A 22,734-nucleotide genomic window follows, 5' to 3' on the forward strand; every position below is an offset into this window, starting at 1 on the left:
CCTCCTTGAAAAAAGTTACACGGACGCGGGATCCAGTTTTTCCACGTCGATGCCGTATTTGGCGATGGCTTCGCCAATCTTGCTGCGCGGCAGCTGGCCCCCATCGGCCAGCGCCGTCAGCGCGGCCAGCACGATGAAGTGGCGGTCCACCTCAAAGAAAGTGCGCAAGGATTCGCGCGTATCGGAGCGGCCGAAGCCATCCGTGCCCAGGGTGACGAAGCGCCGGTCGTGCACAAACGGGCGTACCTGGTCGCCGACGATCTTCATGTAGTCGGTGGCCACCACCACGGGGCCTTGCCGGCCGGCCAGGCATTGCTCGATATACGGCACGCGCGGTTCGCTGTCAGGATGCAGCATGTTCCAGCGCTCAACGGCCAGGCCATCGCGCCGCACTTGCGTCAGGCTGGTGGCGCTCCACACGTCGGCCGCCACGCCGAAATCCTGCCGCAACAGCACGCTGGCGGCCAGCACCTCGCGCAGGATGGAACCGCTGCCCATCAGCTGCACGCGCGGGGCCGCCACTTCCGGGCTTTCCTGCAGCAGATACAGGCCCTGCAGGATGCCCGCCTCGGCTCCTGCCGGCATGGCCGGGTGTGGATAGTTTTCGTTGAGCAAGGTGATGTAATAGAAAATATCCTCTTGCTCGGCAAACATGCGGCGCATGCCGTCGTGAATGATCACGGCCAGCTCATACGCGAACGTGGGGTCGTACGAGATGCAGTTGGGAATCACGGACGACAGCACGTGGCTGTGGCCATCGTCGTGCTGCAGGCCTTCCCCCATCAGTGTCGTGCGGCCCGAGGTGGCGCCCAGCAAAAAGCCGCGCGTGCGGGCATCGGCCGCCGCCCAAGCCAGGTCGCCCACGCGCTGCAAGCCGAACATCGAATAGAAGATGTAGAACGGAATGGTGGCCAGGCCATGGTTGCTGTACGACGTGCCGGCGGCGATCCAGGAAGAAATGGCGCCCGATTCGTTGATGCCCTCCTGCAAGATCTGCCCATCCTTGGCTTCCTTGTAATAGCTGAGCTGCCCCGCGTCTTGCGGCGTGTACAGCTGGCCCAGGTAGGAATGGATGCCGATCTGGCGGAACAGGCCTTCCATGCCGAACGTGCGCGACTCGTCCGGCACGATGGGCACGATGATCTTGCCCAGGGCGGGATCTTTCAGCAAGGTACCGAGGATGCGCACGAAGGCCATGGTGGTGGACGCGCCCCGCTCGCCGCTATCGTTGAGCTGGGTGGCGAACGCGGACAGCGGCGGGATTGGCAAGGGCGCCACCTTGCTGATGCGGGCCGGAATATGGCCGCCCAGCTGCGCCCGGCGCGCGGCAAAGTAACGCGCTTCCTCGCTGTCCGGCGCCGGCTTCAGGTAGGGCATCTCTTCCAGCTGGGCATCGCTGACGGGCAGCGCGAAGCGGTCGCGGAACGCGCGCACGGCGTCGGCGCTCATCTTTTTCAGCTGATGGTTGATGTTCTGCCCTTCGCCCGCCTCGCCCATGCCGAAACCCTTGACGGTCTTGGCCAGGATCACGGTGGGACGACCCGGCGTGCGCATGGCCTCGGCATACGCGGCGTGAACTTTTTCCGGGTCGTGGCCGCCGCGCGTCAGCTTCCAGATGTCGTCGTCCGACATGTGCGCCACCAGCGCCAGCAATTCCGGATACTTGCCAAAGAAATGCTCGCGCACGTAAGCGCCATTCTGCGACTTGAAGGTCTGGTAATCGCCGTCCACACATTCCATCATGCGCTGGCGCAACAAGCCGCTCGTATCGCGCGCCAGCAAGCCATCCCAGCCGCTGCCCCAGATGACCTTGATCACATGCCAGCCGGCCGCGCGGAACGTGCCCTCCAGTTCCTGGATGACCTTGCTGTTGCCGCGCACGGGACCGTCCAGGCGCTGCAGGTTGCAGTTGACGACAAAGATCAGGTTATCGAGGCGCTCGCGTCCGCCCAGGGAAATGGCGGCCAGGGATTCGGGCTGGTCCATCTCGCCATCGCCGAGGAAGGCCCACACCTTGCGGCCCTGGTGTTCCTTCAAGCCACGGTACTCGAGGTAGCGCATGAAGCGGGCCTGGTAGGCGGCCGTCAGCGGGCCCAGGCCCATGGAGACGGTGGGAAATTGCCAGAAGTCGGGCATCAGCCGGGGATGCGGATACGAGGACAGGCCCTCGCGCCCCGCTTCGCGGCGGTAGTTGTCCAGCTGCGCTTCCGTGATACGCCCTTCCAGATAGGCGCGGCCATAGATGCCGGGCGCGGAATGGCCCTGGATGTAGACCAGGTCGCCGGCGAACTGGTCCGTATGGCCACGGAAGAAATGGCTGAAGCCCACGTCGTACAGCACGGCCGCCGACTGGTAGGTGGCGATGTGGCCGCCCACGTTCGAGTGCTTGGCCGCGCGCAACACCATCACCATCGCGTTCCAGCGGATGTAGGCATTCAGACGGCGCTCGATGGCCAGGTCGCCCGGATAAGCGGGCTGGCGCGCCGTGGCGATGCTGTTGGTGTAGGCGGTGGTGACGCGGCCGTGCATGCCGCCGTGCTGCGCGGAATCGGAATCAACGAGCTGGTCAAGCAAATAATGGGCGCGCGGGCGTCCTTCCACCGCGACGACGGCCTGCATCGCCTCCAGCCATTCTTTGGTTTCCTGCGGGTCGATATCGGGCACAGCGAGGGATGTGATCATGGCGGTCTCCTGAGTTGGAAATTCAATAGGCAAATAATTGCCTATGCAATCATTGCATTTGCAATCGTTACGACGGCCATTGTATAGCGCTATAATTGCATTTGCAACTGTGATCGATCTGGAGGAATACCGATGTCTGAATCTGCGCCTGAAATTGGCTCGACCCCTGCGCCCGACCTGTGGTTCGCGTTCGTGCGCACGCACCGTTTGATGATCCGCGAAATCGAGCGCCGCCTCGCCGCGGCCGGCCTGCCCGTATATGCGTGGTATGACGTGCTGTGGGGACTCGAAAGCGGACAGGACGGTTCGCGCCGCATGCATGAACTGGCCGACGCTCTGGCCATCGAGCGCTACAACCTGACGCGCCTGGTGGACAAGCTGGAAACGGACCGGCTGGTAACGCGCACGCGTTCGATGGAAGACGGGCGCGCCGCCTTCGTGTCCATCACGGAAGATGGCAAGGTCTTGCGCAAGAAGATGTGGAGCGTCTACCAGGCCGCGGTGGCCGACCTGTTCCTGGCGCAATTTGACAGCGGCGAGCAGCAGGACTTCAGCGCCGCCCTCGCGCGCGCCGCCGAGGCGGCACGCGGCGCCACTCAGAGCAAGGCGTAACGCCGCAGCGCGTACTCGACGAACTGCACCGGCAGCGCGCCGTCGTCAGCCAGGGCTTTCAAGGCCGTGACGGCCAGCCATGGCGCGCTGACCTCCAGCATGGCGTCAGCGCCGACGGCGATGAAACGCCCGCGCACGTAGCCGCCGATCTGGCCCGCGATGTGCTGCCCGTAGCCGGTGACGGCGATGACGGGCGCGGCACTGTCATCGAGACAGCGCCGCACATGGGCCAGTCTCGGGACGGCGCGCGGGTGACGCAGGTTCCACTGCTCCGCCGCCTGCGCATCGCGCGCCAGGCGCGTGTAGCTGGGGCAACTCCACACTTGCGCGGCGATATCCCAGTCTTCCTTCAGCAGGCGGGCCGCAGCGGCCACGACGGCCAGCATTCTGCCCGCCCCGCACAGGCGCACCCGGCATGGCGCCGGCCCCGGCGGCGACACGCGGTACATGCCCAGGCTGGCCGCTGCCGCATCGGCGTCCGACAAGGGCGCCGCCACCGCATCTTCGTCCGCCTCTTCATCATGTATGGCCAGGTAGTAATAGCCTGTCTGCTGTTCCACATACAACGTTTCCAGTGCCGAGCGCAGGATGGCGCGCACTTCCTCACCCGTGGCCGGGTCGAACGGCGTGCAATTGTGCCGCGTGGCGAGCCAGGCCGGCAGCGCGGGCTGCACGCCTTTCGGCCAGCGAGAAGATTGCGTTTCCGCATCGCTGCAGACGATGCCACGCTCGCGCGCATCGACCAGCACGCCATTCAATGCCTGGAGCGAGGCGGGGCGGCACAGATACAGCAGCGGTTTGTCGGCGCCATAGCGCAGCGGCCATGCACTGGCGGACGCCGTCACATTCCAGGCATCGTCAGGCCGCTGCGTCACTTCCGCGCGCACGACGCGGATGGCATTCTCCGCGCCCGGACCCGTCTGCAAGCTGCCCGCCATGGCGCCCAGCGCGCGGCGCGGCGACACCCGCCGCAACGGCAACGCCGGCGGTGCCGCCAGCGCGGCCAGGCAGGCTTGGGCGGCGTCGCGCGCGGCGTCCAATGGCTGTGGAGGGAATAAAGGGGAAGAATGCATGCAGGCTCCTGTCGCAACAATGCTTGCGCAAGGCAGGCATTGCCTATACGATTGCAAATGCAATTATTGTAGTTGCAATCCTTTGCGCGTACAAGTGACGCAGCCAAGCGAAATCTGTCTTCGAGGTGAAAAATGACGCTGAACAATCCTGAAACCGTGCGCATGGCCTATGCCGTGAAACTGACGAATGCACAAGTCGAGGCGGCCAAGCGCCTGTATGCCGCGCATTTCGGCAGCACGGACAACCCGCAGGCGATGGCCGCCATCATCGCGGCGCTGGCGCGCAACTACAGTTCTGCCGTGGCGGCGAATGTGTTGTAGCGCATCACGCATGGCGCAGGCAAAAACCGCGACGCAAGCGGGCCTATTTCGTTCCAAAAATGACGAGTGTTCGATGTGATCTTTGTTCACGCGTCACCAGCACGCGGGCTTGCTCCACGGTCACGCAAGTCTGCGGCGCAAAGCCCGCTGGCACCGTTTCCGCATCGCGCGCGATGAGTTGCGGATCATTGATCACGTCATAATCGCCGCGCTTGAAAAGCAATTGCTCGATACCCGCGTGCCCTTCGGACATCGGTTTGACGACGATCAGCGACCAAAGGCCTTCATCACCCAGAAATTTCTTGTGCTTCAGGAACGCGTTAACGCGATGCGCATGCGGCGCCGAGTCGCTCAGCTCGCTCTGATAAATACCCATCGGGCACAGCATCGTGCCGGGCGGCCAGCCCATATCCGGCAGCGCTGCGACCGTGACCGGACGCAACTGGGCCAAATCGCGGTCAAACGGGTGCTTCTCGGCCGAACAGGCACCGAGCGCCATCAGCGCGAACATGCCGGCGGCGCGAAACAAAGGCATCATCAACTTGTCTCCTTGTATGTGTATGGTTAAACAAACATATATTAAGGGACGCGGCCATGAAAACAGGCAAAAAAAAGCCCGCTACGGGAGCGGGCTGAATCTAATTCCTGTGAGGAAGTAGAGGAGACAGGTGCATGATGCCGCATCGCAGCATCATTAGCCAATTGCATGTTGTGATGACAGAAATACGATTGTTCTATATCTCAGCCACGTTTCAGCCATAGCGGCCTCCCCTGCCCTTGCCATCCTTAGGCCACAGTGTCGCCGCGCAAGGTTTTGGCTGCCGCCACCATATTGGCCAGCGCGGGAATGACTTCTTTCCAGCCGCGCGTCTTCAGGCCGCAATCGGGGTTGACCCACAGGCGCTGCGCGGGGATGCGTTCGGCCGCCTTGCGCATCAGTTTCACCATCTGTTCCTGGCTCGGAATGTTGGGCGAGTGGATGTCGTAGACGCCAGGGCCGATATCGTTCGGATAGCTGAAATCATCGAAGGCGTCCAGCAATTCCATGTCGGAGCGCGACGTTTCGATCGTGATGACGTCCGCATCCATGCCGGCGATCTGCGCGATGATGTCGTTAAATTCCGAATAACACATATGCGTGTGGATCTGCGTTTCATCGGCCACGCCATTGGCCGTGATGCGGAACGATTCCACGGCCCAGCGCAGGTACTCGGCCCACTGGGATTTGCGCAGCGGCAAGCCTTCACGCAGCGCCGCCTCGTCGATCTGGATCACGCGGATGCCGGCCTGTTCCAGGTCCCGCACTTCGGCGCGGATGGCCAGCGCCAGCTGGTAGCACGACACGGAGCGGGGCTGGTCATCGCGCACGAAGGACCAGTTCAGGATGGTGACGGGGCCCGTCAGCATGCCTTTCATCGGCTTGTCCGTCAGCGACTGGGCGTAGGTGCTCCACTCGACCGTCATGGCGCGCGGGCGGCTGATGTCGCCGAACAAAATGGGCGGTTTCACGCAGCGCGAACCGTACGATTGCACCCAGCCGAACTGGCTGAAGGCGTAGCCGTCGAGCTGTTCGCCGAAGTATTCCACCATGTCATTGCGTTCCGCTTCGCCGTGCACGAAAACGTCGAGGCCCAAGGTTTCCTGTTCCTGGACGCAATGGGCGATTTCCGCCTGCATCAGCTTTTTATAGCTGGCTTCATCGAGCTGGCCGCTGCGGAACTGGCTGCGGGCCTGACGGATTTCCGCCGTCTGCGGGAAGGAGCCAATCGTCGTCGTCGGATATACGGGCAGTTGCAGCAGCGCAGCTTGCTTGGCGGCACGCGTGGCATAGCCTCCGGCGCGCTGGCCCAGGCTGGCGTCGATGCGGGCCACGGCCGCTTTGACTTCCGGATTGTGCACGCGCGGCGACTGGCGGCGCGCTTGCACGGCCGCATGATTGGCATCGAGCGCCGCCTGCACGGAAGCACGGCCGTCATTCAGCGCGCCGGCGATCGTGTGCACTTCATCGAGCTTTTGACGGGCAAAGGCCAGCCAGGATTGAATATCCGTATCGAGCTTTTGTTCGCTGTCCAGATCGACGGGCACGTGCAGCAAGGAGCATGACGGGGCGATCCACAGGCGCGATTGCAGGCTGGCATGTACGGGTTCCAGCCATGCGAGCACCTCGTTCAAATCCGTCTTCCAGATATTGCGGCCATTCACCACGCCCAGCGACAGCACGCTGGTGGCAGGCAACTGGGCAATCACCTGCCCCACTTCCTCGCGGGCATTGACGGCATCGAGATGCAAGCCTTGCACGGGCAGCTTGCACGCCAGCGCCAGATTGTCTTGCAGCGTGCCGAAATACGTGGCCAGCAGCAGCTTGACGTTGTTGACCTTGCTCAAGGCCTCGTAGGCCGTGACGAGCGCCTGCCGCCAGATGCTGTCGAGCTCGGTGACGAGGATCGGTTCATCGATCTGCACCCATTCCACGCCTTGGGCGGCCAGTTCCCGCAGCAATTGCACGTAGACGGGCAGCAAGCCTTGCAGCAGCGCCAGCTTGCCGCAATCATCCTTGGCCTTGCCCAGCCACAAATAGGTGACGGGGCCGATCAGCACGGGCTTGGCTTTCACTCCCAGTTGGCGTGCTTGCGCCAGTTGCTGCAGCAAACGGCTGCTGTCGAGCTTGAATTGCGTCCCGGCTGCAAATTCCGGCACGATGTAGTGATAATTGGTGTCGAACCATTTCGTCATTTCGCCGGCGTGGACGCAGCTGCAATCGCTGTCGCTGGCCGAGCGGCCACGGGCCACGCGGAAATAGTTATCGAGCGCCGCGCCTTCCAGGCCGCGCACGCGCGGCGGCAGGTTACCCAGGGTAAAACTCAGGTCCAGCACCTGATCGTAAAAGGAAAAGTCGCCCACGGGCGCCAAGTCCAGCCCGCTCTGGTCTTGCCAGTGGCGCTGGCGCAATGCGGCGCCCTGGTCTTCCAGTGTGGTCAGGCTGCTGCTGCCCTCCCAGTAGTCTTCCAGGGCGAATTTCAGCTCGCGTTTGGCGCCGATGCGCGGGTAGCCCAAATTGTGTGTCGTGACGGTCATGCTCATGCCTCCTGATGAAGTATGCAGTCATCATAGAGGCTTTCATCCATTAAAAATAATGGTGAAATCTCATGCATCCATTAGAAATATTCATGGAAATGCAAGCGGGCACGGGCAAAAAAAAGCCCGCTGCGGGAGCGGGCTGAATCTAATTCCTGTGAGGAAGTAGAGGAGACAGATGCATTGTGACGCATTGCGGCATATCACGCCAATCATGTGTTGTGATGAGCAGGATAAGCCTCATCAATATCTTGGCGTTGTGCCCTTGTTGTTTACTTGACGCTCGCGGCTGCTTCCTCGATCAGTTTGGCCACTTCCGCCGGATGCGAGCTCATCACCACGTGCGAGGCGCCGTCGATCACGACGGTTTTCTTCGCATTGGCGCGCTTGGCCATGAAGGCCAGCGCTTCTGCCGGAATATTCTTGTCTGCCTTGCCGTAGACAAACCAGGATGGGATACCCTTCCAGCCTGGCGCAGGCGACGCTTCGTTCAGCGCCGCATCCGTGATCGGCCGCTGGCCGACCGCCATCAGGCGCGCCTTGGCCGCAGGTAAATCGGCGGCGAACTGGTCGTGGAACTTGGCTTGCTCGATATACAGATCGTTGCTGCCGTCGGCCAGCGGCACGGGCTTGGCCAAGGCCGTGCCGAGGGTGCCGCCCGGATATTTGCCGGACAGGCCAGCGGCCGTCTCGCCGGCGTCGGGAGCAAACGCCGCCACGTAGACGAGTGCCTTGACGTTGCCGCCGGCCTGGGCAGCGGCGCTGATCACGGAACCGCCGTAGGAGTGTCCCACCAGCACGACCGCGCCAGGCACGCTGTTGACGACACGGGCCACGGAATCGGCGTCACTCTTGACGCTGCGCAAATGATTGGCCGCCCCGATGACGGTGTAGCCGTCTTTTGCCAGGATGGCGGCAACGCCGTCCCAGCTCGATGCATCGGCAAACGCGCCATGGACCAGGACGATGGTGGGCTTGACGGCACCGGCCGCCGAAGCCGGGCTGGCAGGAACAACGCTGGCGAACAAAGTGCCCACGACGGCGGCAATGGACAATGGCTTGATGAATGAATGCATGATGGTTCCCGATATTGGAGAGTGGTGACAAGCTGCCCGCTTCTGCAGGCGTGTCGAAATACTAGCACTCAACAATGTCATTTTTGCAGCTTTGGCGGCGACCTGATCTTCTTGCAGGGACAAGGCCTGGCCCTATGATCTGGCGGCGGTCCGCTGGTGTTGCCGGCGGCAGACGGCGGCGATGGCGACGCGCAAAAAAAAGCCCGCTGCGGGAGCGGGCTGAATCTATTTCCTTGGAGGAGATAGAGGAGACAGATGCATGATGCCGCGTCGCAGCATATAAAACCACTTTATATTCGTGATGTCAGAAATATGTATTAGTGATATTAGGGGCAACGAAGCATTCCATGCGGCAACTTTTATGCCCCCGCTTCCGTTTTCCCGTCGCCGGAACGCAACATATTCTTGATGCCCCGCAGCGCCTGCCGCACGCGCGCCTCGTTTTCGATCAGGGCGAAGCGCACGTATTCATCGCCATATTCGCCGAAACCGATGCCGGGCGACACACTGACCTTGGCCTTTTGCAGCAGCAGCTTGGCAAATTCCAGCGAACCCAGGTGGCGGTAGGCTTCCGGAATATGCGCCCAGATATACATCGACGCCTTCGGTTTTTCCACCATCCAGCCCGCTTCATGCAAGCCTTTTACCAGCACGTCGCGGCGGCGCTGGTACTGGGCGCAGATGTCCGTCACGCAGCTTTGGTCGCCTTCCAGCGCGGCAATGGCGGCCACCTGCACGGGCGTGAAACTGCCGTAGTCGTGGTAGCTCTTGATGCGCGCCAAGGCCGCCACCAGTTCCGCATTGCCCACCATGAAGCCGATGCGCCAGCCCGCCATGTTGTAGCTTTTCGACATGGTGAAAAACTCGACGGCCACGTCGCGCGCGCCGGGCACCTGCATGATGGACGGCGCCTTCCAGCCATCGAAGGTAATGTCAGCATACGCGAGGTCATGCACCACCAGAATATTGTGCTGCTTCGCCAGCGCGACGACTCTTTCAAAAAATTCCAGCTCCACGCATTGCGCCGTGGGATTGGACGGAAAACCCAGCACCATCATCTTCGGTTTCGGATAGCTTTCGCGGATCGCCCGTTCCAGTTCGGCAAAGAAATCCACGCCCGGCCCCATGCGCACGGAGCGGATGTCGGCGCCCGCGATCACGGCGCCCCAGATGTGGATCGGGTAACTGGGGTTCGGCACCAGCACCGTGTCGCCACGGTCCAGCGTCGCCAGCATCAAGTGGGCCAGGCCCTCTTTCGAGCCGATGGTGACGATGGCTTCGCTGTCCGGGTCGATGTCGACCTCGTAGCGCTTCTTGTACCAGTGCGCAATGGCGCGGCGCAGGCGCGGAATGCCTTTTGACGCGGAATAGCCATGCGTGTCGGGGCGTTTCACCGTCTCGACCAGCTTGTCCACGATGTGGGCCGGCGTGGCGCCATCGGGATTGCCCATCGACATGTCGATGATGTCCTCGCCACGGCGGCGCGCGGCCATCTTGAGTTCGGCGGTGATATTGAAAACGTAGGGGGGAAGGCGATTGATGCGCGAAAAGCTGCGCGGAGCTTGGCTGTCGGTCATGGTATCTCTATACGTAAGCGCCCGGATCCGTCCGAGCGACGTTGGCACAATACGTGTGCCTGCAGTGATACTAACCCGAGCTTGCGGAAACTGGCAAGGCCGATTCGGACACGCTACAATGCGTACTGATCGAAAATGAGCGCACCGGTTGGTAACCCGGTAAGTGCCCGGCGCAGTCCGGCATGCTCCCGCCCACGCGGACCCACGGCGCTGACCCTTGGCTGTACCACCAGCCGGGGAGGTGTTCTGGTTCGTGCATTTTTCCCGCCGCGCCATCCCTCCCCTGTTTTTTACTTTAGGAATGAGACGGATGGCAACACACGACACCGCAGTAACTGGCATGACCCTGGACCGCGCCGGCATGGAACAGCAACTGGCGCAATCGGTACGCCGCTTCATCGATTGCGCCTTCGACGGCGAAGACTTGTCGCGCCTCGATTTGCAAGGCTGCACTTTCGAGCGCTGCACCTTTGCCGACACCAACTTGTTCGCCAGCAAACTGGCGCGCAGCACCTGGCGCCGCTGCCGCGCGGGCAGCGCCGATTTCGAATCCGTCGATGCCGTCGACGCCAGTTTCGAAGGCTGCGACCTGAACAACACCAAATGGCGGCGCGCCAAGCTGGCCTCGGCCACCTACCGCGGCTGCAAGCTGACGGGCGCCTCGTTCGAGGAAGTGGCCCACCTGGGCCTCACCTTCGAAGACAGCCTGCTGGTGGGCGCCGACTTGCGCGGCTTCTCGTTCCGCAAGGCGACATTAAAACAGCTGGATTTTTCCGATGCCTACCTGGCCGGCTGCGATTTTCGCGAGGCCGTTTTCGAAGGCGGCAGCCTGCGCAATGCCACCATCAAACTGGCGAAGTTCCAGGGCGCGGACTTGCGCGGCGCCGATATCGACGGTTTCAAATTGAGCGAAGCGGCGCTGCTGAAAGGCGCCGTCATCACGCATGCGCAGGCGGCGAACTTCATGCGCGCGCTGGATCTGGTGGTGATTTGATCTGAACAGACAAAAAAAAGCCCGCTACGGAAGCGGGCTGAATCTATTTCCTTGGAGGAGATAGAGGAGACAAGTGCATCTTGCGGCATTGCGGCATATCACGCCACTTTATCTTCATGATGATAGAAATACTCATCAGTGATAATGAGCGGCCATCAGGGTTTCAAGCCGTACGGCGCGTGGCCTGCGGTAAAAATTCTCCCAGCCACACCAGCAGGGCCAGGCCCGGAAACGCCATGCCGGTCAGCAAGGTTGCCTGCCAGCCGTAGCTGGCATATACCCAGGCGCCGATGGCCGAGCCGGCCGCGCCGCCGGCGAAGAACAGCGCGAAATACAGGCCGTTCAGGCGGCCCCGCACTTCCGCGCCCAAGCTGAAGATAGCACGCTGGCCCAGCACGAGATTGGCCGCCACGCCCATGTCGAGCACGATGGAAGCGACCACCAGCAGCCCCAGCGCCACGTGTTTCGATTCCGGCGCGAACATCGGCAAGGCAAACGCGACGATGCCCAGCGCCAGTGCAACGGCCGTGGCCGGCAAGGTGTGGCCCGCATCGGCCAGGCGGCCGGCGATGGGCGAGGCGACGGCACCGGCCATGCCCACGAGGGCAAAGATGGCGATGCCCGTTTGCGACAGGCCGAACGCGGGGCTGGCCAGCACCAGCGGCGTAACGGTCCAGAACAGGCTGAAAGCGCCAAACAGGCCGGCGTGATAAGCGGCGCGGCGGCGCAGCACGGGCGTGCCCAGCAGCAAATGCCACAGCGAAGCCATCAGGGCCGGATATTTCATGCTCGACACGGGTTGGCGCACGGGCAAGGCGCGGCGCAGCACCAGCGCCAGCAATATCATCAGCACGGCGGCGCCGCCAAACACCACGTGCCAGCTGGCGTGCGCAGCCACCAGCGAGGCCACGGGGCGGGCCAGCATGATGCCCAGCAACAAGCCGCTGACTACCTTGCCCACCGTCTGGCCCCGCGTCGCCTCTTGCGACAGGTGGGCGGCAAACGGCACGATCACTTGCGCCGCCACGGAACCGAGGCCGATGGCCAGCGCGGCGGCCAGGAACACGATGGCGCCCGTGGAGAGGGCCGCCACCACGAGGGCCGTGGCCGTCACCAGCAAGGCAGTGACGATCAGGCGGCGGTTTTCCAGCAAGTCGCCCAGGGGCACGACAAACAGCAGGCCCAGGGTATAGCCGACCTGTGTCAGGGTGACGATCAGCCCGGCCGCCTTGGCCGACAAGCCCGTCGAGGCGCTGATGGGCCCGACGAGGGTTTGCGCGTAATACAGATTGGCGACGATCAGGCCGGAAGCGATGGCCAGCAGCAGCACCATGGCGGGTGCGATGTCGTGGGGAGCAGACGGTGAGGCCTTGTTCATGTTGTTTCCTCGGTTCGGTAGGGATGTCGCCATTCTAGGCAAAACTGCGGCAAAGATAATCAGGGCATAATCCACCTATACTTTTCACATAAAATGAACAATGAGAATGGAAGCTATCCTATGGACAAGATCAAGGCCATGCAAACCTTCGTGCGCATCGTAGAAGCCAACAGCTTTTCCAAGGCGGCCGAAACCTTGAATTTGCCGCGTGCCGCGCTGACGGCCACCCTGCAAAAGCTGGAAGCCTACCTGGGTACGCAATTGCTGCAGCGAACCACGCGCCGCCTGTCGCTGACGCCGGAAGGGGCAGAATACTTTCGCCACTGCACCGATATCCTGAAGGCCGTCGACACGGCGGAACTGGCGTTTCGCGGCCCGGACGCGAAAAAACCGCGCGGCTTGTTGCGCATCAACCTGCCCAATACCGTGGGCCGGCGCCTGATCATTCCCCATATCGCGCAATTCCATGCGGCGTATCCGGACGTGCAATTGCAGCTGAGCCTGACTGACCGCCTGGTCGACCTGACGCAGGAAGGCATCGATTGCGCCTTGCGCGTGGGCACCTTGCAGGATTCCGCCTTCATCGGCAAGCAGATCGCCCTGATGCGCTTCGCCACGTGCGCCTCGCCCGCCTACCTGGCGCGGCACGGCACGCCGCACACTCTGGCCGACCTGGCCGCGCACCGCGGCATCATGCATTACTCGGGCCGCACGGGACGCGCCTTCGACTGGGATTTCCAACAAGGCAAGGAGGTCGTGCGCGTGCAGATGGCCGGGCCCATCGCCGTCAACGATGCCGACGCCAGCGTCGCCTGCGCCGTGCAGGGACTGGGACTGGCGCAGGCGGCCATGTACCAGGTGCGCGAGCACCTCGACAGCGGCGCGCTGGTGGCAGTGCTGCCCGACTGCCCGCCAACGCCGATGCCCATGTCGCTGCTGACACCGCAAGGCCGGCTGGCCACGCCCAAGCTGCAGGCGTTTGCCGGCTGGATCACGGCATTGCTGGCGGCACAGCCCGACGTGCAAGCGCCCACGCACAGAATCTGAGGCAAAAAAAAGCCCGCTGCGAGAGCGGGCTGAATCTATTTTCTTGGAGGAGAATAGAGGAGACAAGTGCATTATGCTGCATCGCGGCATATCCATCCAATTGATTGTTGGAATGACAGAAATACGCCATACGGATAACTCTCCCTCGCCCCAAAGCAAAAGCTGGGGTCAGTCACTTCGTGATCGGAATGTGATCCATTGGAGCACATTCCCCCGGCGGGTCTGACCCCAAGTTCCTTACTTCGCTGCCGTCACCGGCGTCGCCTTGCCATCGGCGCCATACGGCAAGACCTTGGATGCCAGGCGGGTATCGGCCTTGATCAGCGCCACTTCGTCGGCCAGGATGCGCGCCGCTTCGTTCAGCAGCACGTCCTTGGCACTCTTCGCGGCCGTTTCGGCGTCCAGTTCGGCACTCAGGGCACGCTCGTCGCCCTGCAAGCCATCGTCGGTGCGCAAGGCGCCCTTCACGGCCGCGATCTGCTTGGCCGTCTTGTTGGCCGCTTTCGCGCCCTTCAGCACGTCTTTCGGATCGGGAATCACCACCAGGTCGTCGGCAGGATTCGAAATCTGCGCGATCAGGCGTTTTTCACGGGCCTTGGCGCGCGCTTCCTGGGCATCGCGCTCCTTGCGGCGCACGGTTTCATTGAGCGAAATCTGGTTTTCCTTGCGCTGCTTGACGACGAGGGCGATGTCATCGAGCAGGTACTGGAAATCCTTGTCCTTGGCCACGCGCGCTTCATGCTTCTTGTCCAGCAGCGGCACGATATCCTTCAGGTCCCCCGTCGGCATGTACGGCGCCGGCTTGATGGCCACCCATGGCAGGGCATTGTCATAGCTCGATTCGCCGAAGTTTTCCGTGTCCGACATGGCTGGCAGCTTGATGTCGGGGGTGACGCCGCGCAACTGCGTGGTGCCGCCATTGATGCGGAAGAACTGGGCGATGGTCATCTTCAGCTCGCCGAAACGGGCTTTCTCGCTGCCGCCGAAACGGTCGAGGTTGAACAAGGTTTGTACGGTACCCTTGCCGAAGCTGCCTTCGCCGATGATGACGCCACGGCCGTAATCCTGCACGGCGGCGGCGAAAATTTCGGAAGCCGAGGCGGAGCCGCGGTTGATCAGCACGCCCATCGGGCCATCCCAGGCCAGGCCGGTATTGGTGTCGCTTTCCACGTCGACCTTGCCTTCGGCATTGCGCTGCATCACGACCGGGCCCTTGTCGATGAACAGGCCCGTCAGTTCGACGGCTTCGTTCAGCGAACCGCCGCCATTGTTGCGCAAGTCGATCAGGACGTTGTCGACCTTGTCCTTCTTCAACTCGGCCAGCAAACGGCTGACGTCGCGCGTGGCGCTTTTAAAGTCTTTGTCGCCACGGCGGCGCGCTTCGAAGTCCTGGTAGAACGTCGGCAGGGCAATGACGCCGATGCGGCGCTTGACGCCATTGTCGCGCACTTCGATGATCGATTTCTTCGCCGCCTGCTCTTCCATGCTGATTTTCTTGCGCACCAGCGGCACGACCACGTGCTTGGCGTCCGGGCCGGCGTCGGCCGGCAGGATATCGAGGCGCACGACGGAATCCTTGGCGCCGCGGATCAGCTGCACCACGTCGTCGATGCGCATGCCCAGCACTTCGACGATGGGGCCGCTTTCGCCCTGCCCCACGCCGACGATGCGGTCGCCGACTTTCAGCTTGCCCGACAAGCCGGCCGGGCTGCCCGGCACGACTTCGCGCACGACCGTGTATTCGTCGCGCGTCTGCAGCACGGCGCCAATGCCTTCGAGCGACAGCCGCATGGCGATGTCGAAGTTATCGGAAGCGCGCGGACCCAGGTAATTGGTGTGCGGTTCGATCGACATGGCGTAGGCGTTCATGAAAATCTGGAACACGTCTTCACTGTTGAGCTTGCGCGCACGGGTCGTGTAGCTTTCATAGCGCTTGTCCAGGGTCTCGCGGATGGCCTTGTCTTCCTTGCCCGCCAGTTTCAAACGCAGCCAGTCGTTCTTGACGCGCTTGCGCCACAGGTCGCGCACTTCCTCGTCATTCTTCGGCCAGGCGGCCTTTTCGCGGTCGATCTGGTAGCTTTCGTCGGAGGCAAAGTCGAACTTGGTTTTCAGCAATTCACGCGCATACGCCATGCGCTCGTCGAAACGCTGCTGGTACAGGTTGTAGATGGCAAACGGCGACGTCAGGTCTTCATTGATGATGGCGTCGTCGAGCTTGGTGCGCAGCGGGGCGAAACGGTCGATGTCGGCCTGCACGAAAAACAGTTTTTCCGCGTCCAGGGACTTGAAATAGCGGTCGAAGATTTTCTCCGACATGGCGTCGTCGAGCGGCATGGCCTTGTAATGGACGCGCGTCAATACGCGCGATGCCCACAAGGCGGCCTGCGTTTGCTGGGCCAGCGGCTTCATGGGGGGCGGAGGAGCGGCGCTCTTGTCCGTCTGGGCTGCGCCAGCGTTGGCTGACAGGGCAAGCACCAGGGTGACCAGCATCATTTGCTTCTTCATCGGCTTCTCCGAAAATTAGTTGAATCAATTCCAGGCGGCGCAGTTATTCATGCGCCAGCCAGCAAGACAGTAAGGGGAATACACGACTGGTCTGCATATTATTCTACAGGATACGGCCTGGCAGTCTCCCAAGGAATATCAGTTTCTTCCCGGAAGCTTAAACGCGCATTAAGGATGGCGTCTCATTCATTACAAAGTGAAACATTCGTGACAAAAATCACATCACGTCCAACGAAGATGGCCCAGATGTTTCATTGAAATCCAAAAAGTCAATGGGCCATTTTTGCAAACCTTGATACCGATGATGTTTTTACGCGAAAAAGTAATTCCTACGGGAAACACTTAGTAACAAAAGGCAAGCAACATGCTATCATCGCGCCCTGAAATCCAGCTTGCCCGTGCGCGGCTCCCACAGCCGGCGCACCTCCGTTTCAGCAGTATCCCCACCAGATCCCCTCCCCGCGTGTCATGTCATGACCAGGAATGGCCGAGCTGATTACCCTTTGCCAGACTCAAACTATGCCTACAATTTCGTTCTCCCCCCGCCACTGGAGTGTCGGCGGCAAGATTACCGTGTTCACGTTTTCCCTCGTCAGCCTGATCCTCGCCAGCCTGACGACCTTGATCAGCATCCGCACCTCGACTGCGCTGGAACAGCGCGCCGAAGCGGCCGTCACCAGCGAACTCAATAGCGTCATGACGACCACAGAAGTGTTCCACACGGCCATGGTCAACGAGGCGGCCAGCTTCGCCCGTCTGTTCGCGATCGAATTTCCCGGCCCGTTCACGGTCGACGCGGGTGCCATGGTGGCCGTCGCAGGCAAAGCCACGCCGGCGCTGGCCAACGGGGGCAAGGTGCTCAACCTCGACACGGCCCTGGTCGACCGCTACACGGCCCAGACGGGCGTGATCGCCACCATTTTTGCCGCCAATGGTGATGAATTCGTGCGCATCAGCACCTCGCTGAAAAAACAGGATGGCGAACGGGCCGTCGGCACCCAGCTCGACCACAACCACCCCAGCTATGCGCCGCTGCGCGCGGGCCAGCGCTTTGTCGGCATGGCCACCTTGTTTGGCAAGCAATACATCACGCAATATGACCCCGTGCGCGACGCGGGCGGCAAGGTGGTGGGCGTGCTGTTCATCGGCCTCGATATCAGCAAAAATCTGGCCATGCTGAAAGAGAAGATTCGCCAGGTCAAGATCGGCCAGACGGGCTACATCTATATCGTCGACACGGCCCCCGGCGCCAATTACGGCCACCTGGTGCTGCACCCGAACAGCGAAGGCAAGAGCGCGCTCGAGTTCAAGGCCAGCGACGGCCGCCTGTTCATCCAGGACATGCTGGCGCAAAAAGACGGCGCCATGCGCTACACGTGGACGGCGCCCGGCGAAACGGCTGCCAGCGCGCGCGAAAAGCAGCTGTATTACCGTCAATTCAAGGATTGGCAATGGATCATCGCGGGCGGCACGTTCACGGACGAGATCACGGCGGAAGCGCGCCAGATGCGCAACCAGCTGGCCGTTTCCGGCTTCATCGCCCTGCTCGTCTTCGCCCTGCTGCTGTACTGGCTGGTGCGCACCCTCGTGTCGCGCCCGCTGGCCGCCGCCGAAACGGCCGCCGCGCAAATCGCCGCCGGCGACCTGACGGTGCACCTCGATACCCGCAGCCTGGACGAAATCGGCCGCCTGCTGCTGGCCATGAACCGCATCAGCGACAACCTGTCGCAAGTGGTCGGCAACGTGCGCGGCAGCGCCGGACAAATCGCCACGGCGTCCGGCGAAATCGCCAGCGGCAACCTGGATCTGTCGAGCCGCACGGAGCAGCAAGCCAGTTCGCTGGAAGAAACGGCCGCCTCGATGGAAGAACTGAGCTCCACCGTGCGCCAGAACGTCGATCACGCCCAGCAGGCAAGCCGGCTGGCGCACGACTCGTCCAGCCTGGCAGCGACGGGCGGCGCGGCCGTGGCGCAGGTGGCCAGCACCATGGACGCCATCCGCAGCTCGTCAAGCAAGATCGCCGACATCATCGGCGTCATCGACGGCATTGCCTTCCAGACGAATATCCTGGCCTTGAACGCGGCCGTGGAAGCGGCCAGGGCCGGCGAGCAGGGACGCGGCTTTGCCGTCGTCGCCACCGAGGTGCGCACCCTGGCGCAACGTTCGACGGCCGCCGCGAAAGACATCAAGGATCTGATTCAGGCATCGGCCGGCACGGTGGACCTGGGCCACGCCCAGGTGAGCCAGGCCAGCGCCACCATGGACACCGTGGTGGCCAGCGTGCGGCAAGTAAGCACCATCATGGCCGAGATCGCGCAGGCCAGCGAAGAGCAGCGCAGCGGCATCGAGCAGGTCAACCAGGCCATCGCCCAGATGGACCAGGTGACCCAGCAGAACGCGGCCCTGGTGGAAGAAGCGGCCGCGGCCGCCGACGCCTTGCAGGAACAGGCGCAGGAGCTGAACCAGGTGGTGAGCGTGTTCAAGCTGTAAAAGCGGGCGCGGTGCTAAGATGGCGCATACCACCTTGCCAGGAGACGCGATGCACGACGACTATGTTTTGATTGCCCGGCTGATGATCCCCACGGATGCGCACGTCATCCGCGGCTGCCTGGCAGCGGCCGGCATCGACGTGCTGCTGACGGACGACCAGCACATGCAGGCCGACATGCTGCTGGCGGCCGCCATCGGCGGCGCCCGCGTGATGGTGCGCGAGCACGATGTGGCGCGCGCCAATGACATCCTCGCCGCGTTCGAACGGGGCGATCTGGCGCTGTCGGACGATGCCGATGTAGGCGCGCCCGTCGCTGATTAATTTACGAATAGAAACAGCGCCCGCATGCCTGGCGGTAACTCTCGTTGCCGCCAATACTGATCTGCTCGCCTTCCTTGATGCGGCGGCCCTGCTCGTCCACGCGGATGTTCATCGTGGCCTTCTTGCCGCACGTACAAATATTCTTCAATTCCTCGATATCGTCGGCCAGCGCCAGCAGATAGGCCGAGCCGGGGAACGGTTCGCCCTTGAAATCCGTGCGCAAGCCGTAGCAGATGACGGGTACGCCTTTCACTTGCGCCAGCTGGTGCAGCTGCTGCACCTGGGCCGTGCTGAGAAATTGCGCCTCGTCCACCAGCAAACAGGCGACCTGGGGAATATCGTCGAGGAAATTCGTGTCGGCATGGAAGACGTCGACCTGGCGCTGCGGCCCCAGGCGCGAGGTGACCCGGCCTACGCCGTAGCGGCTGTCGATGGCGGCCGTGTACAGGCGTACCTGCTGGCCCTGCTCTTCATAGTTGTGCGCGACCTGCAACAAGGCCGTCGACTTGCCCGCGTTCATCGCGGAATACCGGAAATAAAGTTTTGCCACTGCCGCCTGCCCTGTCTGAGTAATTTCAATATTATTTAGTATCTTTTCGAGGCGTGATTATAAATCGCAATGGCGAGCTTGCGGCAGCTTAATAGTCGGGCCATTGGCGCGGCAAGCGGGCAAAAAACGGCGCATACTCGCATCGCGAACCTTGCCGCCGATATGCGCAGCGCGCATATGCAAGCATATAAACATTCGTTCGCCGCACTCGTCCGCCCGCCTACACTGCGCGGCACGGAAGGCGGCTCGGGACACAATCCGGAGCCGTTGTTTCTCTGACAGGAGCCACCATGAATGATCGAATGCCATCCCCATCCCAGCCGCCAGCGCTATACAGGCTGATCGGCAATACCCCGCTGGTCGAAGTCACCCGGCTCGACACGGGCCTGTGCCAGCTGTTCCTGAAACTGGAATCGCAAAATCCCGGCGGTTCCATCAAGGACCGCATCGGCCTGTCCATCATCGAGGCGGCCGAAGCGGACGGCCGCTTGCAGCCGGGCGGCACCATCGTCGAGGCGACGGCCGGCAATACCGGCATCGGCCTGGCCCTGGTCGGCCGTATCAAGGGCTACCGCGTGATTCTCGTCGTGCCCGACAAGATGTCGACGGAAAAAGTGCTGCATCTGAAAGCCCTGGGCGCGGAAGTGCACACCACGCGCTCGGACGTGGGCAAGGGCCATCCCGAGTACTACCAGGATTACGCGGCGCGCCTGGCGCGCGAACTGCCGGGCGCCTTCTTCGCCGACCAGTTCAACAATCCCGCCAACCCGCTGGCCCACGAAACGACGACGGCGCCCGAAATCTGGGAGCAAAGCGGCCATGACGTGGACGCCATCGTCGTCGGCGTCGGTTCGTCCGGCACCCTGACGGGCCTGACCCGCTACTTCCGCAAGGCGCAGCCGAAGCTCGAATTCGTGCTGGCCGACCCGCAAGGCTCCATCCTCACCGAATACATCGACACGGGCAAAGTGGCCGACACGAGCGGCTCGTGGGCCGTCGAAGGCATCGGCGAAGACTTCATCCCGGCTATCGCCGACATGGACAGCGTCACGAAGGCCTACACCATCACGGACCAGGAAAGTTTTGATTCCGCGCGCGCCCTGCTGCGCGCCGAAGGCATTTTAGGCGGCTCGTCCACCGGCACCCTGCTGGCCGCCGCCCTCAAATACTGCCGCGAGCAGACGACTCCGAAGCGCGTCGTCACGTTTGTCTGCGACACGGGCACGCGCTACCTGTCGAAGGTCTACAACGATGGCTGGATGCGCGACCAGGGCTTGCTGCAGCGGGCCGTGTCGGGCGACTTGCGCGACCTGATCGGGCGCCGCTACGACGAAGGCGACGTCGTCAGCGTGGCGCCGGGCGACACCCTGCTCACGGCCTTCAACCGCATGCGCGCCAGCGACCTGGCGCAGCTGCCCGTCATCGACGGCGGCAAACTGGTTGGCATCATCGATGAATCGGACTTGCTGCTGCACGTCTCCGGCGACGCCGCCCATTTCGCCTCGCTGGTGGGCGCCACCATGACGACGCAGATCGAAACCCTGGCGCCGTCAAGCGGCTTGCCCGCCCTGCGCGCCACCCTGGACCGGGGCTTGACGGCCGTCGTTGCCGACGATACCGCCTTCTATGGCCTGATCACCCGCTTCGACCTTCTCAACCACTTACGCAGGACACTATCTTGAGCCAGGAAACCACCCGCAAGAGCCGCCTCGCCACGCGAGTCATCCACGCCGGCCAGTCGCCCGACCCGTCCACGGGCGCCATCATGCCGCCCATTTACGCCACCTCCACCTTCGTGCAGGACAGCCCCGGCGTGCACAAGGGCCTCGACTATGGCCGCTCGCACAATCCCACGCGCTGGGCGCTCGAGCGCTGCGTGGCCGACCTGGAAGGCGGCAGCGCGGCGTTCGCGTTCGCCTCGGGCCTGGCCGCCATTTCATCCGTGCTGGAATTGCTCGATGCTGGCAGCCATATCGTCGCCGGCGACGACATGTACGGCGGCACGTATCGACTGTTTGAACGCGTGCGCCGGCGTTCGGCCGGCCATGAATTTACGTATGTCGATTTGACCAATCCCGAGAACCTGCTGGCCGCGCTGCGTCCGGAAACGAAGATGGTGTGGGTGGAAACGCCCACAAACCCCATGCTGAAGCTGGCCGACTTGCGCGCGATCGCCGACATCTGCCGCGCACGGGGCATCATCGCCGTGGCCGACAACACGTTTGCCAGCCCGCTGGTGCAGCGCCCGCTAGAACACGGCTTCGACATCGTCGTCCATTCGACCACCAAGTATTTGAACGGCCACTCGGACATCATCGGCGGCATCGCCATCGTCGGCGCGGAAGCACGCCAGGCGGAATGGCGCGAGCAGCTGGGCTTTTTGCAAAACTCGGTGGGCGCGATTGCCGGGCCGTTCGACAGCTTTTTAGCGTTGCGCGGCGTGAAAACCCTGGCCATCCGCATGCAGCGCCATTGCGAAAGCGCCCTGGCCCTGGCGCAGTGGCTGGAACAGCAGAAGGAAGTGCGCAAAGTGTTTTATCCGGGGCTGGCCTCGCACCCGCAGCACGCGCTGGCGCAGCGCCAGATGGACGGTTTCGGCGGCATCATTTCCATCGATCTCGATACAGACCTGGCCGGTGCGCGCCGTTTTCTCGAGCGCTGCGAAGTGTTCGCGCTGGCCGAAAGCCTGGGCGGCGTGGAAAGCCTGATCGAGCACCCGGCCCTGATGACGCATGCAAGTATTCCGGCCGAACAGCGGGCCAAACTGGGAATCGGCGATGGCTTGATCCGACTGTCGGTGGGGATCGAGGATATCGAGGATTTGCGGCATGACTTGCGCACGGCGCTGGATACGATTTGAGGTGGGTGATTGTCGGATTACGCTGCGCTAATCCGACCTACGGCTACGAACTTGCTGCGATTTAATGCGGTGCTTGTCTACGGTATGCCGTGGCAGGTAGATACTGTTATCCCCGTCAAGCGGCGTGCAAGGCCGGATCAAATATTTTTCCCGACCTGAGCACGCCGAATGC

General features: G+C 62.5%; 17 protein-coding genes. 8 read left to right on the forward strand and 9 right to left on the reverse strand.

Annotation, left to right across the window (positions count from 1 at the left end):
* Nucleotides 1–15: 15 nt before the first annotated feature.
* Nucleotides 16–2,682, reverse strand: a complete 2,667-nt coding sequence (gene aceE, locus IGS55_RS23675) for a pyruvate dehydrogenase (acetyl-transferring), homodimeric type (RefSeq protein ID WP_230517753.1) — start codon at nt 2,680–2,682, stop codon at nt 16–18.
* A 132-nt stretch (nt 2,683–2,814) separates the two neighbouring features.
* Between aceE and IGS55_RS23680 the strand changes: the two genes are divergently transcribed.
* Nucleotides 2,815–3,294, forward strand: coding sequence for a MarR family winged helix-turn-helix transcriptional regulator (locus IGS55_RS23680; RefSeq protein ID WP_230517752.1), 480 nt, complete (start codon nt 2,815–2,817; stop codon nt 3,292–3,294).
* Here IGS55_RS23680 and IGS55_RS23685 read toward each other — a convergent pair.
* Nucleotides 3,279–4,367 carry a transketolase-like TK C-terminal-containing protein gene (locus IGS55_RS23685; RefSeq protein ID WP_230517751.1) on the reverse strand — a complete coding sequence of 363 codons (1,089 nt, stop codon included), beginning with the start codon at nt 4,365–4,367 and terminating at the stop codon, nt 3,279–3,281. The genes IGS55_RS23680 and IGS55_RS23685 overlap by 16 nt on opposite strands.
* A gap of 132 nt (nt 4,368–4,499) precedes the next feature.
* Here IGS55_RS23685 and IGS55_RS23690 point away from each other — a divergent pair, with 132 nt between their 5' ends.
* Nucleotides 4,500–4,688, forward strand: a complete 189-nt coding sequence (locus tag IGS55_RS23690) for a hypothetical protein (protein ID WP_230517750.1) — start codon at nt 4,500–4,502, stop codon at nt 4,686–4,688.
* A 43-nt stretch (nt 4,689–4,731) separates the two neighbouring features.
* Here the strand turns inward: IGS55_RS23690 and IGS55_RS23695 are convergent, their stop codons facing one another.
* The 4 genes from IGS55_RS23695 to alaC all read right to left on the reverse strand — a co-directional run bounded on the left by IGS55_RS23695 (nt 4,732) and on the right by alaC (nt 10,416).
* Nucleotides 4,732–5,226: a hypothetical protein gene (locus IGS55_RS23695; RefSeq protein ID WP_230517749.1), complete on the reverse strand. Its 495-nt coding sequence runs from the start codon at nt 5,224–5,226 to the stop codon at nt 4,732–4,734.
* A 248-nt stretch (nt 5,227–5,474) separates the two neighbouring features.
* Nucleotides 5,475–7,763 (reverse strand): 5-methyltetrahydropteroyltriglutamate--homocysteine S-methyltransferase, encoded by a 2,289-nt coding sequence (gene metE, locus IGS55_RS23700; RefSeq protein ID WP_230517748.1) that lies wholly within the window; start codon nt 7,761–7,763, stop codon nt 5,475–5,477.
* Nucleotides 7,764–8,035: 272 nt separating this feature from the next.
* Entirely contained in the window at nt 8,036–8,839 is an 804-nt protein-coding gene (locus IGS55_RS23705; RefSeq protein ID WP_230517747.1) for an alpha/beta fold hydrolase, read from the reverse strand.
* A 359-nt stretch (nt 8,840–9,198) separates the two neighbouring features.
* Nucleotides 9,199–10,416: an alanine transaminase gene (gene alaC, locus IGS55_RS23710; protein ID WP_230517746.1), complete on the reverse strand. Its 1,218-nt coding sequence runs from the start codon at nt 10,414–10,416 to the stop codon at nt 9,199–9,201.
* 310 nt (nt 10,417–10,726) lie between these two features.
* Here alaC and IGS55_RS23715 point away from each other — a divergent pair, with 310 nt between their 5' ends.
* Nucleotides 10,727–11,410, forward strand: coding sequence for a pentapeptide repeat-containing protein (locus IGS55_RS23715; protein ID WP_230517745.1), 684 nt, complete (start codon nt 10,727–10,729; stop codon nt 11,408–11,410).
* Nucleotides 11,411–11,573: 163 nt separating this feature from the next.
* Here IGS55_RS23715 and IGS55_RS23720 read toward each other — a convergent pair whose 3' ends face one another.
* The gene (locus IGS55_RS23720; protein ID WP_230517744.1) at nt 11,574–12,788 is read right to left on the reverse strand and encodes an MFS transporter; all 1,215 of its coding nucleotides are present in this window, start codon (nt 12,786–12,788) and stop codon (nt 11,574–11,576) included.
* Nucleotides 12,789–12,908: 120 nt separating this feature from the next.
* Here IGS55_RS23720 and IGS55_RS23725 point away from each other — a divergent pair, with 120 nt between their 5' ends.
* Complete coding sequence (locus IGS55_RS23725; RefSeq protein ID WP_230517743.1) at nt 12,909–13,835, forward strand: LysR family transcriptional regulator; 927 nt, start codon at nt 12,909–12,911, stop codon at nt 13,833–13,835.
* A 237-nt stretch (nt 13,836–14,072) separates the two neighbouring features.
* On the opposite strand, the gene IGS55_RS23730 is transcribed toward IGS55_RS23725, so the two are convergent.
* Nucleotides 14,073–16,340, reverse strand: coding sequence for a carboxy terminal-processing peptidase (locus tag IGS55_RS23730; protein WP_230517742.1), 2,268 nt, complete (start codon nt 16,338–16,340; stop codon nt 14,073–14,075).
* A gap of 519 nt (nt 16,341–16,859) precedes the next feature.
* On the opposite strand from IGS55_RS23730, the gene IGS55_RS23735 reads away from it, so the two are divergent.
* Both IGS55_RS23735 and IGS55_RS23740 read left to right on the forward strand, forming a co-directional pair.
* Nucleotides 16,860–18,830, forward strand: coding sequence for a methyl-accepting chemotaxis protein (locus IGS55_RS23735; protein ID WP_230517741.1), 1,971 nt, complete (start codon nt 16,860–16,862; stop codon nt 18,828–18,830).
* Between the two features lie 49 nt (nt 18,831–18,879).
* A complete protein-coding gene (locus IGS55_RS23740; RefSeq protein WP_034755175.1) occupies nt 18,880–19,152 on the forward strand; it encodes a putative signal transducing protein in 273 nt (90 codons plus the stop codon).
* 1 nt (nt 19,153) lies between these two features.
* Here IGS55_RS23740 and IGS55_RS23745 read toward each other — a convergent pair whose 3' ends face one another.
* Nucleotides 19,154–19,702: a thymidine kinase gene (locus IGS55_RS23745; protein ID WP_329958146.1), complete on the reverse strand. Its 549-nt coding sequence runs from the start codon at nt 19,700–19,702 to the stop codon at nt 19,154–19,156.
* Nucleotides 19,703–19,992: 290 nt separating this feature from the next.
* Here IGS55_RS23745 and IGS55_RS23750 point away from each other — a divergent pair, with 290 nt between their 5' ends.
* Together IGS55_RS23750 and IGS55_RS23755 are read left to right on the forward strand one after the other, a co-directional pair.
* Nucleotides 19,993–21,384, forward strand: a complete 1,392-nt coding sequence (locus IGS55_RS23750) for a pyridoxal-phosphate dependent enzyme (protein WP_442908207.1) — start codon at nt 19,993–19,995, stop codon at nt 21,382–21,384.
* Nucleotides 21,381–22,562: a trans-sulfuration enzyme family protein gene (locus tag IGS55_RS23755; RefSeq protein WP_230517739.1), complete on the forward strand. Its 1,182-nt coding sequence runs from the start codon at nt 21,381–21,383 to the stop codon at nt 22,560–22,562. Before IGS55_RS23750 ends, IGS55_RS23755 begins: the two co-directional genes overlap by 4 nt.
* The last annotated feature ends 172 nt before the right edge of the window (nt 22,563–22,734 follow it).

The sequence above is a fragment of the Janthinobacterium sp. EB271-G4-3-2 genome, assembly GCF_020858035.1.
GTDB lineage: Bacteria > Pseudomonadota > Gammaproteobacteria > Burkholderiales > Burkholderiaceae_D > Janthinobacterium > Janthinobacterium aestuarii.